12 protein-coding genes are annotated in these 11,932 nt (G+C 62.4%); 3 read left to right on the top strand and 9 right to left on the bottom strand.

What is annotated here, in order from left to right; translation table 11 throughout:
- Positions 1 to 12 precede the first annotated feature (12 nt).
- From lysS to ARADN35_RS0115590, 3 genes are all read left to right on the top strand, one after another.
- Positions 13 to 1,557, top strand: a complete 1,545-nt coding sequence (gene lysS, locus ARADN35_RS0115600) for a lysine--tRNA ligase (protein WP_010463763.1) — start codon at positions 13 to 15, stop codon at positions 1,555 to 1,557.
- Between the two features lie 67 nt (positions 1,558 to 1,624).
- Positions 1,625 to 2,659 (top strand): diguanylate cyclase domain-containing protein, encoded by a 1,035-nt coding sequence (locus ARADN35_RS0115595; RefSeq protein WP_010463761.1) that lies wholly within the window; start codon positions 1,625 to 1,627, stop codon positions 2,657 to 2,659.
- A 62-nt stretch (positions 2,660 to 2,721) separates the two neighbouring features.
- Positions 2,722 to 3,384, top strand: coding sequence for a mechanosensitive ion channel family protein (locus ARADN35_RS0115590; RefSeq protein ID WP_029414066.1), 663 nt, complete (start codon positions 2,722 to 2,724; stop codon positions 3,382 to 3,384).
- Between the two features lie 61 nt (positions 3,385 to 3,445).
- Here ARADN35_RS0115590 and nagZ read toward each other — a convergent pair whose 3' ends face one another.
- The 9 genes from nagZ to lepA form a co-directional block, all read right to left on the bottom strand.
- Positions 3,446 to 4,537, bottom strand: a complete 1,092-nt coding sequence (gene nagZ, locus ARADN35_RS0115585) for a beta-N-acetylhexosaminidase (RefSeq protein WP_010463759.1) — start codon at positions 4,535 to 4,537, stop codon at positions 3,446 to 3,448.
- A gap of 78 nt (positions 4,538 to 4,615) precedes the next feature.
- Entirely contained in the window at positions 4,616 to 5,011 is a 396-nt protein-coding gene (gene acpS / locus ARADN35_RS0115580; protein WP_010463758.1) for a holo-ACP synthase, read from the bottom strand.
- Between the two features lie 59 nt (positions 5,012 to 5,070).
- Positions 5,071 to 5,865: a pyridoxine 5'-phosphate synthase gene (locus tag ARADN35_RS0115575; RefSeq protein WP_010463757.1), complete on the bottom strand. Its 795-nt coding sequence runs from the start codon at positions 5,863 to 5,865 to the stop codon at positions 5,071 to 5,073.
- Complete coding sequence (recO, locus tag ARADN35_RS0115570; RefSeq protein ID WP_010463756.1) at positions 5,862 to 6,629, bottom strand: DNA repair protein RecO; 768 nt, start codon at positions 6,627 to 6,629, stop codon at positions 5,862 to 5,864. Before recO ends, ARADN35_RS0115575 begins: the two co-directional genes overlap by 4 nt.
- A gap of 105 nt (positions 6,630 to 6,734) precedes the next feature.
- Positions 6,735 to 7,739: a GTPase Era gene (gene era, locus ARADN35_RS0115565; protein ID WP_010463755.1), complete on the bottom strand. Its 1,005-nt coding sequence runs from the start codon at positions 7,737 to 7,739 to the stop codon at positions 6,735 to 6,737.
- Positions 7,736 to 8,419, bottom strand: a complete 684-nt coding sequence (gene rnc, locus ARADN35_RS0115560) for a ribonuclease III (RefSeq protein WP_010463754.1) — start codon at positions 8,417 to 8,419, stop codon at positions 7,736 to 7,738. The genes era and rnc overlap by 4 nt, the downstream gene beginning before the upstream one ends.
- On the bottom strand, positions 8,419 to 8,787 hold the full coding sequence (locus tag ARADN35_RS0115555; RefSeq protein WP_029414065.1) for a DUF4845 domain-containing protein: 369 nt from the start codon (positions 8,785 to 8,787) through the stop codon (positions 8,419 to 8,421). The genes rnc and ARADN35_RS0115555 overlap by 1 nt, the downstream gene beginning before the upstream one ends.
- A gap of 38 nt (positions 8,788 to 8,825) precedes the next feature.
- Entirely contained in the window at positions 8,826 to 9,803 is a 978-nt protein-coding gene (gene lepB / locus ARADN35_RS0115550) for a signal peptidase I (protein ID WP_010463752.1), read from the bottom strand.
- A complete protein-coding gene (gene lepA / locus ARADN35_RS0115545) occupies positions 9,803 to 11,611 on the bottom strand; it encodes a translation elongation factor 4 (protein WP_010463751.1) in 1,809 nt (602 codons plus the stop codon). Before lepA ends, lepB begins: the two co-directional genes overlap by 1 nt.
- Positions 11,612 to 11,932 lie beyond the last annotated feature (321 nt).

The following is an 11,932-nucleotide window of genomic DNA, read 5'->3' as shown; positions in this document are numbered from 1 at the left end:
CCGACGGCACCTATGTCAGACCAAAACCACGCCCCCGCTCCCCAGGACGAAAACCAGCTCATCGCCGAGCGCCGCGAAAAGCTCCGCGCTCTGCGCGAGGCCCAGGCCAACGGCGGTGGCGTTGCCTTCCCCAACAACTTCAAGCCAGGCCACAAGGCTGCCCAGTTGCACCTGGAGCACAGCGCTGCCACGAACGAGTCCCTGGAGGCCTCGCCGGTAAATGTCTCGGTGGCCGGCCGCATGATGCTCAAGCGCGTCATGGGCAAGGCCAGTTTTGCCACGGTGCAGGACGGGTCGCTGGGCGAAGTGGGCGGGCGCATTCAGCTTTATGTGACCCGCGATGCCGTGGGCGAAGACCTGTACGCCGCCTTCAAGCACTGGGACCTGGGCGACATCGTGGGCGCCGAAGGTACGCTGATGAAGACCAAGACCGGCGAACTGTCGGTCAAGGTGACCAGCCTGCGCCTCTTGACCAAGAGCCTGCGCCCCCTGCCCGACAAATTCCACGGCATGGCCGACCAGGAGCAGAAATACCGCCAGCGCTATGTGGACCTGATCACCGACGAGCAGGCCCGCAAGCGCTTCATGGCGCGCAGCAAGGCAGTGAGCAGCCTGCGCGAGTTCATGGTGAGCCACGGCTTCCTCGAAGTCGAGACGCCCATGCTGCACCCGATTCCGGGTGGCGCCAACGCCAAGCCGTTTGTCACGCACCACAACGCGCTGGAGCAGGAGATGTACCTGCGCATTGCCCCCGAGCTGTACCTGAAGCGCCTGATCGTGGGCGGTTTCGAGCGGGTGTTCGAGATCAACCGCAGCTACCGCAACGAAGGTATCTCGGTGCGCCACAACCCCGAGTTCACCATGATGGAGTTCTACGCGGCGTACTGGAACTACCTGGACCTGATGGACTTCACCGAGACCTTGATCCGTGAAGTCGCACTGAAGGCCACAGGCTCGCTGCAGATGACCTACCAGGGCCGTGCGGTGGACCTGACTCAGCCGTTTGCCCGCCTGACCATCCGCGAAGCCATATTCCAGTACACCGAGGCCGGCGCCCATGTGGACGACGCCGCCTGGCTCATCAGCGCCCTGAAGAAGCTGGGCCTGAACGAAGAAAAGAACAAGCTGTCCACGCGGTCGCTGGCCAGCCTGCAGGTGCTGTACTTTGAAGAAACGGTGGAAGACAAGCTCTGGATGCCCACCTTCATCATGGAGCACCCCACCGAGATCTCGCCCCTGGCCCGCGCCAACGACACCCGCCCCGAGGTGACGGAGCGTTTTGAGCTGTACATCACCGGCCGCGAGTTCGGCAATGGCTTCAGCGAACTGAACGACGCCGAAGACCAGGCCGCGCGCTTTCACGCCCAGGTGGCCGCCAAGGACAGCGGCGACGACGAAGCCATGTTCTACGACCATGATTTTGTGCGCGCACTGGAATACGGCATGCCACCCACGGGGGGTTGCGGCATCGGCATTGACCGCCTCATGATGCTGCTGACCGACAGCCCCAGCATTCGCGACGTGATCCTGTTCCCGGCGCTGCGCCGCGAGTCCTGAGTCGCACGCCCCGGATGCACTCGGGGTACCCCGGACCCGCCCTTTGACGGCCCCAAGGAGACACCCCGTGCCCTTCAGCTCCAGCAATGCCCCCTACCCGGCCAGCCAGCCCTTGCCCTCGGGCAATGCTTTTTCGGTGCTGGTGGTGGAAGACCAGGGTTCCGTCCGCGCTGCGCTGGTGGCCGAGCTGCGGCGGGCGGGCGTGTCGGACATCTTTGAGGCACCCGAGGGCAACGCCGCCCTGCAACTGTTCAAAACCCACCGTCCAGATCTGGTGCTGCTGGACATCCGGCTGCCCGGCCAGGACGGCTACTGGGTGGCCCAGCAGATGCGCGCCAGCGAAGCCGGGGACTGGACGCCCATCATTTTTCTGTCGGGCCTGGACAACGAACTCGACGTGTGGCGTGGCATTGAGGTAGGGGGCGACGACTACCTCGTCAAACCCGTCAAGCCCATTGTGCTGATGGCCAAGCTGCGCGCCATGCGCCGGCTGCTGGACATGCGCCGCAGGCTCGTCTCCGTGTCGGCCGAGTTGCATCTGGCCAACCAGCGACTCAACGAAATGGTGGAAATCGATGCGCTCACGGGCCTGGTCAACCGCCGGGGGTTTGACCGCATCCTGCACAACGAGATCCTGGCCGCGCGCCGCGAAGCGACGCCGCTCACGCTGATGCTGTGCGATCTCGACCACTTCAAGCTCTTCAACGACGCCAGCGGGCATGTGCAAGGCGATGCCTGCCTGAAGGAAGTAGGCCGCCTGCTGCGCGAGGTGTGTGTGCGCCCGCGTGACATCGCCTCGCGCTACGGCGGCGAGGAATTCGCCCTCATCCTGCCCAACACGCCACGCTCGGGCGCCATGACCTTCGCGCGCGCCCTGGGGCAGCTGCTGAAGGTGCGCGCCATTCCGCATGCGGATTCGCCACTGGGCGACACGCTGACGCTGTCAGGCGGCATTACCACCTGCGTGCCCGACGACAGCACCAACGCGGAAAGCATGATCATGCGGGCCGACCAGGCCCTGTATGCCGCCAAGGCGCAGGGCCGCAACCGCTTCTTCAGTTTTGAAATGCAGATGGATACCGTGGAGCAATTGCGCAATTGAGTTTCTTTTCCGCCTTCTCGTTTGACGCCACCGAGCGCAACGCCCGCACCGCCGTTTCGCGCATGCAGGTTCTGAAAACCCGGCTTCCCGACTGGGTACAGGACTGGCTCGAAGTCATCATCCCCGGCACGCAGATCCTGCTGATCCTGTTTGTCGCCTGGCTGCTGCAACGGGTGCTGCGCCGCATCGTGCGCCGTGCCAGCGCACACTACCAGGTGCCCGACGAGCTGGTCGTGCCCATGAACGGACTGATCCGCTGGTTCATCGTGGCGAGCGCCCTGCTGCTGGTGCTGGAGCGCATGGGGGTTTCGGCCACCGTGCTCTGGACCGCGTTCACCGGGTTTGCCACCGTGGGGGCCGTGGCCTTCTTCGCGGCCTGGAGCGTGCTCTCCAACCTGTTTTGTGCGCTGCTGATCTTCACCGTGCGGCCTTTCCGGATTGGTGACTACATCGAAGTGCTGGACACCGCCGAAAAACCCGGTGCCAAGGGACGCGTGGTGGACATCAACCTGCTCTACACCACGCTGGAGGACCATGGCGCAGCGACGGGCCAGGTGGCCTGGCTGCAGATTCCGAATGCGCTGGTGTTTCAGCGCGTGGTGCGCAGATTTCAGGGGGTGCCACCACCCCCTGCGCCCCCCGCCCATGCCAGCGTTGCGGATGCCACAGAGAGTGCACCGGCAGCCCCGCCGCCGGTCACGCCAGGACCCTTCAACACGCCATAGTGAGAAAAGTCGGGAGAGCCGCACTGGGTGGCCCTGCACGAGGCCACGCGCTCTCGGCGGTTCAGGGCAGCAGGTCCAGCGCCTGCAAGTAGGCGGGTTGGTACATCAGGTCGTCCCAGGCCTGCGGCAGGGTTTCCGGCAGCAGCGCCAGGCGGCGGGACTCGCTGTCCACACTCGGCTGCCAGCGGCCCTGCTTCCGGGCCTTTTCCAGGCCATCGATGAGTTCATCCACGGCCCGGCCATCACCCACGCTCTGGTTGCACAGCAGCACCAGGTCGCAGCCGGCCTCCAGGGCCGCCACCGCCGCATCGGTATAGCTGACCACCTGGCCGTCCAGGCGCCGTGCACCTTCCATGCTGAGGTCGTCGCTGAAGATCGCGCCGTCAAAGCGCATCTGGCGGCGCAAGATGTCCTGCAGCCAGCGCTGCGAGAAGCCTGCGGGGCGGCTGTCGACCTTGGGGTAGATCACATGGGCCGGCATCACGCTGGTGAGCGTGCTGCTGAGCCAGGGGTACGGCGCGGCATCGTCGGCCAGGATGGCCTTGAGGCTGCGCTTGTCCACCGGCACCTCGGTGTGCGAATCGGCCTTGACGAAGCCGTGGCCGGGAAAGTGTTTGCCGCAGTTGGCCAAACCCGCCTGCAGCAGACCATGCATGAGGCTCTTGGCGAGCAGCGCGACCACACGCGGGTCGCGGTGAAAGGCACGGTCGCCGATCACACCGCTTTCACCCCAGTCCAGGTCCAACACAGGCGTGAAGCTGAAATCCACGCCACAGGCGCGCAGTTCGGCCCCGAGCACGTAGCCCGCGGCCGTGGCTGCGTTGGTGGCACGCAGCGCGCCGCTGCCGGGCCCAGCCTTGGCGCCTTTGCCGTCATCCATCCACATTTCGCCCAGCGCGCGCATGGGTGGCAGGTGCGTGAAGCCATCGGTGCGAAAGCGCTGCACGCGCCCGCCTTCATGGTCCACGCAGATCAGCAGGTCGTCACGCACGGCCTTGATGCTGCTGGTGAGCTGCAGCAGCTGTGCGCGGTTTTCCCAGTTGCGGGCAAACAGGATCACGCCGCCGGTCAGCGGGTGGGCCAGGCGGCGGCGGTCGGCAGCGGTCAGTTCAAGGCCTGCCACGTCGAGAATGAGGGGGGCGTGTTCGGTCATGGTGTGTTGGCTCAAACTCAAAAATGCTATTTAAACAATAGCTACCAGCGCTTATCTATCAAGTGCCAGAGCCTATTTTTATTCAGATTTCTCTACCACACAGAAGCTGGCGGCGTAGTCGGTCTCGTCGGTCACGCTGAGGTGCACCTTCAGCCCTTTGGCATCGAACCATTCCTTGAGCGCCCCGTGCAACACGATGACCGGCTGGCCAGATGGCAGCTTGGCGACCTCGCAGTGGCGCCAGGTCATGGGCATGCGCATGCCCAGGCCAATGGCTTTGCTGAACGCTTCCTTGGCAGAGAACCGCGTGGCCAGGTAGCGCAGGCCCCGGTCGGGCCAGCGGCTGCTCCTCTCGCGCCAGGTGGCCAGTTCGCCATCGGCCAGCACCTTCTGGGCAAAACGCTCGCCGTGGCGCTCCAGGCTGGCAGCGATGCGCCGCACGTCGCAGATGTCGGTACCAATGCCGTAGATCATGTTTTATTGAATCAAATTGGCTGCTAGCGCTTATCTATCAAGCGCAAGCAGCTATCAAATCAAGAGTTATCTACCTGTGCCGCAAAACCCGACCGGATGCAGTCCAGGTAGGCCAACACCGTGGCGGCGTAGCCCAGTTCCAGCGCGTCGGCAATGAGGGCGTGGCCAATCGAGACCTCCAGCACGCCGGGCACCTCGCCCACAAAGGCGGCAAGGTTGTCGCGGTTGAGGTCGTGGCCCGCGTTCACGCCCAGGCCTGCATCCAGCGCGGCCTGGGCGGCGGCGGCATAGCGTTTTAGCTCAACCTCCTGCTGCGGCGTGCCCCAGGCGGCGGCATAGGGCTCGGTGTACAGCTCCACCCGATCAGCGCCCACGGCCTTGGCGGCCGCCATCTGTTCGGGCACCGGGTCCATGAACAGGCTCACGCGCACGCCCAGTGCCTTGCACTCGGCGATCAGCGGCGCCAGGCGCGCGGCATCCTGCGGAAAGCTCCAGCCGTGGTCGCTGGTGAACTGGTCTTCACTGTCGGGCACGAAGGTGGCCTGGTGGGGACGCACCTGGCGGATGAAGTCCATCAGGTTCTGCGACGGGTTGCCCTCGATGTTGTATTCGCGGTCGGGCCAGGCCTTCATCAGCGTTGCCAGCTCGAACACATCCTGGCTGCGGATGTGCCGCTCGTCGGGCCGGGGGTGCACGGTGATGCCCTGCGCGCCGGCCTGCAGGCACAGCTCGGCCGCGCGGGTAACGCTGGGAATGCCCAGATGGCGCGTGTTGCGCAACAAGGCGACCTTGTTGACATTGACCGAGAGGGCCGTGGCGTGGGAGGCTTGGGATGTGCGTGAGGTCGGGTTCATAGGGCCTGCAGATCGATCATGAGCTGGCGGGTGCGCAGCGTCGGGCTGCCGCAATGGTATTGCAGCACGGCGCGCAACTGGGGTTTGAGTTCGGTGGCCACGGGTGCGCAGGCCCGCAAGGTGGCGGTGTAGCTGGCGGTTTCGTCGTCCAGCGCATGCTGCAGTGCTTGCCACTGGCTGCCCAGCAAACCCGCACGGTCGGTGGAAGATGCCGTGCGCAGCCCGCCCTCGGGCACCAGGGCATAACGGGTACCCGCATGGAGCGGCGCGAGGGTCATGGTCTGCACATCCAGGCTGGGCAGCAAGCCGATCTCGCGCAGCAGCAGGAGTTCGAAGCTGCGCAGCACAGGCTCCAACGCATCGCCGTGTTCGCTGGCCAGCACGCGCACCACACCGGCATAGGCGTCGAACAGGGCCGCGTGCGGATCGGCGCGCGCCAGCAGGCGCAGCAGTAGCTCGTTGAGGTACATGCCCGACAGCAGGGCATCGCCGGTGGGCATCACATGGCCGCCGACCCACTCCGCACCTTTGAGGGTGTGGATGTCCGCGCTGCCGTCGCCCGCCAGGCTGTAGGTGAGCAACAGTGGCTGCAGCGGCAACAACACGGGGCGGAAGTTGGAGGTAGGCTTCTTGGCGCCCTTGGCCACCAGCGCCACCCGGCCCTGGCGTCGGCAGAAGACTTCCAGGATCAGGCTGGACTCGCTCCAGTCGTAGCTGTGCAGCACGAAGGCGGGTTCATCAGAAATGCGCTTGGCAGCAGCCACAGTGGATCAGCAGTGGGGTTCAGTGTCGGTCAGGCCGGAAAACACGGAGGCTGTGGCAGGGCGATGGCCCCGCCGGATGGGCTGGCGCCCACCACACACCCGGACTTACTCGTAGCCAAACGAGCGAACACGGGCCTCGTCGTCCGCCCAGCCGGACCGCACCTTGACCCACAACTCCAGGAAAACTTTGGCGTCCATGAGTTTTTCCAGCTCTTGCCGCGCTTCGGTGCCGATGCGCTTCAAGCGCTCGCCCTTGTCGCCAATCACCATCATCTTGTGGTTGTCGCGCTCGACCACGATGGTGGCTGCGATCTTCACCAGGCGTTTGTGCTGCTTGCTGGCTTCTTCCTCAAACTTGTCGATCACCACAGTCGAGGTGTAAGGCAGTTCGTCGCCCGTGAAGCGGAACAGCTTTTCGCGCACCGTCTCCGAGGCCAGGAACTTCTCGCTGCGGTCCGTCAGCTCGTCTTCGCCGTACCACCAGCCTTGCTCGGGCAGGTACTTGGCGCAGATGCCAAAAAGGCGCTCAATGTCGCCCTTGTTCTTGGCTGACATGGGCACGAACTCGGCAAACGGATGGCGCTCCTGCATGCTTTTGAGCCAGGGGGCCAGCTCCGCACGGCGGTGCACCATGTCGAGCTTGTTGGCCAGCAGCAGCGTGGGAATGCCGGGCTTGAACAGCGACAGCACCTTGGCATCGGCCAGCGTGAAGTTGCCCGCCTCGACCACGAAGAGGATCAGGTCCACGTCGCCAATGGCGCCCATCACGGTCTTGTTGAGTGACTTGTTGAGCGCCGTGGCGTGGCGCGTCTGGAAACCCGGCGTGTCCACGAAGATGAACTGCGTCTGCTCGCGCGTGCGGATGCCAGTGATACGGTGCCGCGTGGTCTGCGCCTTGCGCGAGGTGATGCTGATCTTCTGCCCCACCAGGGCGTTGAGCAGCGTGGACTTTCCCACGTTGGGCTTGCCCACGATGGCGATCACGCCACAGCGTTGGCCTGGCACGGCGGCAGGGGAGCCTGCTGCCGCCAGCATGGCCTCGAGGTCATTTTGCACTCCAGCGCTTTCTTGGCCTTCGTCACCCGCTACATCTTTGGTAGCATCATTCATAATTTCTTTGCTTTCAATGTGGCCAGCATGGCAGCCGCGGCTGCCTGCTCGCCCGCCCGGCGGGAGCCACCGATACCACGTTCGGTGAGGCCCAGTTCGGGAATATCGCACTCGACGTCGAAGGTCTGGCGGTGCGCCGCGCCCACTGTGGCGACGACCTTGTACTGCGGCAGCTTCATTTTGCGGCCCTGGAGCAACTCCTGCAATGCGGTCTTGGCGTCCTTGGACGCTGCCTGCATCTGAGGATTGATCTCCACCCCCTGAAAAAGGCGGTGCACCAACGCTTCGGCACTCGTGTACCCGGCATCCAGGTACACCGCGCCGATCAGTGCCTCCAGCGCATCGGCCAGGATGGACGGGCGCTGCTGGCCGCCCGATTTGGACTCCCCCTCCCCCAAACGCAGCACCTCGGAAATCTTGAGGCCCAGCGCCAGCTGGTGCAGGGTGTCCTGCTTGACGAGGTTGGCACGCACGCGGGACAAATCGCCTTCCGGCAATGCCGACAACTGCCGATAGAGCAGGCTCGCGACCGCCAGATTCAAAACAGAATCACCCAGAAACTCCAGCCGCTCATTGTGGTCGGCCGAAAAACTGCGGTGCGTGGTGGCGCGCTGGAGAAGTGATGGATCGGAAAAAACATGCTGCAGGCGAGCCTGCAGCGCTTGAAGGCCGGGGAGCACTATTTGGTCTGTCCTTCAAAGCGATAGACAAGAAAGGCCGGGCCGGCCAGCGCAATTTCGCGGGAGTATTTGTAAGACACCACGATCTTGTTGTCACCACGCTTGGCAACCTCCAAGTCCTTGCCCTGGATGGAATTGATGGTATCAATGGCAGCCGCACGATCAAAGATTGCCCGGACTTCCGTGACAGAGGAGCCCTCTTTGGCAGCCTTGTTCGCAGCCTTGTTGATCGCCTGGTACTCCAGAAAGATCGGGAAAGACTGCCCACCAATCGCAAACGCGGCGACGGCGATCAACCCAACGAACACCACGCCAATGAATGACATGCCACGTTGCCGAAATGGGCTGCTGGAACGATTGATATGCATGTTTTTCCCCTCCAATGTTCTAAAAAGTTGACCATCCATCAATGAAACGAACCAATCCGCTTGAGATTGCCGAAATTCATCCAGACAAAAAAGGCCTTCCCGACAATGTTGCCCTCTGGAACAAATCCCCAGTAGCGTGAATCGAGCGAGTTGTCCCGGTTGTCACCCATCATGAAGTAGTGGCCCTCAGGCACCTTGCACACGACACCCTCAACACTGTAGCGGCAGTTCTTGCGATAGGCAAAATTGCTGGCACCCTGCACAAAGGCTGGCACATCTGGGTTGTTCAGCAAGCGGTGGGGCTGGACGCCCAATTGCTCTTCAAACTGCTTGAAATAGCGCATCGAATCTTCTTCAAAGAAGTCCGGCAGGGCCTTGGTATCAACGGCCTGGCCATTCACCGTGAGGCGCTTGTTGATGTACGCGACCTCGTCACCAGGCACCCCCACCACCCGCTTGATGTAGTCGAGGCTCGGCTGGGGTGGGTAGCGGAACACCAGGACATCCCCGCGCGCGGGTTTGGCGCCTTCGGTGATCTTGGTGTGGATGACCGGGAGGCGGACTCCGTAGGTGAATTTGTTCACCAAGATCAGGTCACCCACCAGCAGTGTGGGAATCATGGAGCCCGATGGAATCTTGAAGGGTTCAAAAAGAAAGGACCGCAGCAGGAACACTGCAACGATGACTGGGAAAAGCCCGGCCGTCCAGTCCAGCCACCAGGGCTGCATGAGCAGTCGCCCCTTGGCCTCCTGCACGTCCACATCGACTTTCTGGATGCCCATGCGGTCCAACTCCGCACGGCGCTCAATGGCGGCATCTTCAATGGCCTGGGCCGCCCGGCGGCGCTGTGGCAGAAAGTAAAACCGCTCGGCCAACCAGTACGCCCCGGTCACCACCGTGGCCAGAAACAAGAGCAAGGCGAAGTTGCCCTCGACGGCACCAAAGTACCAGGCGCCGATGTAGCCACCAAATGCGGCCAGCACCAGGGACGTGAGAATCTGCATGAACTGAAGCATCAGTCTTCCACCTGCAAAATGGCCAGAAACGCCTCTTGGGGCACTTCGACCGATCCGATCTGTTTCATGCGTTTTTTGCCTGCTTTCTGCTTCTCAAGAAGCTTGCGTTTGCGGCTCACATCGCCGCCATAACATTTTGCCAGCACGTTCTTGCGCAAAGCCTTGATGGTTTCGCGCGCAATGATGTTGGCGCCAATGGCCGCCTGGATGGCCACGTCGTACATCTGGCGGCTGATGATCTCGCGCATCTTGGCGACCACGGCGCGGCCGCGGTACTGCGATTGCGAGCGGTGCACGATGATAGACAGCGCGTCGACCTTTTCGCCATTGAGCAAGATATCGACCTTCACCACATCAGAGGCGCGGTATTCCTTGAACTCGTAGTCCATGGATGCATACCCGCGCGACACCGACTTGAGCTTGTCGAAAAAGTCGAGCACGATTTCGCCCAGCGGCATTTCGTAGGTGAGCATCACCTGGCGACCGTGGTACGCCATGTTCATCTGCACGCCGCGCTTCTGGTTGGCCAGCGTCATCACCGGGCCCACATAATCCTGGGGCATATACAGATGCACCGTGACGATGGGCTCGCGGATTTCCTCCAGCCGCCCCTGGTCGGGCATCTTGGAGGGGTTCTCGACCATGATCACTTCACCATCGGCCTTGACCACCTGGTAGACCACGCTGGGCGCCGTCGTGATGAGGTCCTGGTCGAACTCGCGCTCCAGACGCTCCTGCACGATCTCCATGTGCAACAGGCCCAGGAAGCCGCAGCGAAAGCCAAAGCCTAGCGCCTGGCTCACTTCGGGCTCGTAGTGCAAAGAAGCGTCATTGAGCTTGAGTTTTTCGAGCGCATCACGCAGCGAGTCGTATTCGCTGGCCTCGGTGGGATACAACCCTGCAAACACCTGGGGCTGAATTTCCTTGAAGCCCGGCAACGCCTCGGCCGCAGGACCTGCATTGTTGGGCAACTTTTTTTCCAGCGTGATCGTGTCGCCCACCTTGGCTGCTTGCAACTCCTTGATGCCCGCAATGATGTAACCCACCTGCCCTGCGTTAAGTGAATCGCGGGGCTCGTTGGCAGGCGTGAACACCCCAAGGTTGTCCGCGTTGTACACCGCCCCACTGGCCATCATCTTGATGCGCTCGCCCTTGAGCAAGCGACCATCCACCACACGCACCAGCATCACCACGCCCACATAGCTGTCGAACCAGCTGTCGATGATCATCGCGCGCAGCGGGCCGTCGGCCTTGCCGCGCGGCGCGGGCACCTTGGCTACGATGCCTTCGAGGATCTCGTCGATGCCCATGCCGGTCTTGGCAGAACACGGGATGGCATCGGTGGCATCAATGCCGATCACGTCTTCAATCTCGGCCTTGGCGTTGTCGGGATCGGCATTGGGCAGATCCATCTTGTTCAGCACCGGCACGACCTCGACACCCAGGTCCAGCGCCGTGTAGCAGTTCGCAACGGTCTGGGCTTCAACGCCTTGTGAAGCATCGACCACCAACAACGCGCCCTCGCATGCCGACAACGAACGGCTCACTTCATACGAGAAGTCCACGTGCCCGGGCGTGTCGATCAGATTGAGGTTGTAGACCTGTCCATCTTGCGCCTTGTATTGCAGCGCTGCGGTCTGCGCCTTGATGGTTATCCCACGCTCTTTTTCGATATCCATCGAGTCCAGAACCTGGGCCTCCATATCACGGTCAGCCAGCCCCCCACAGCGCTGAATCAAGCGATCCGCAAGCGTCGACTTGCCATGGTCGATGTGCGCAATGATGGAAAAATTTCTGATGTGGTTCATCAACGGAAAGCGTCAAGTGATTGAATTAAAACGGAGCACACAAGAAAAAAGGGCGCGTCGAATGGCGACGCGCCCTAAACCAACAATCATTGGCAACTGCGATAGTTGGAGCTTCATTGTAGGCAAAAAGCCCGCAGGAAAAAGCCCATCCGAGTGCATCCGAGGGGAGTGGCCAGGGTGCAACAAGAAATTTATTAACAACTTATCCACAGTCCGCACAACTACAACGCTGGACAACTTGTGGGTGAGCTGTGGATCAGCTGTGTATTGCGCTGCCACATCCCGCATCGTGAATCAGTGTCCGGCCAATATATGAATTAG

Origin of the sequence: Acidovorax radicis N35, assembly GCF_000204195.1 — a bacterium.
Taxonomy (GTDB): domain Bacteria; phylum Pseudomonadota; class Gammaproteobacteria; order Burkholderiales; family Burkholderiaceae_C; genus Acidovorax; species Acidovorax radicis.
Note: the sequence above shows the minus strand (reverse complement) of the source record. Positions and strands in the feature narration are given on the sequence as shown.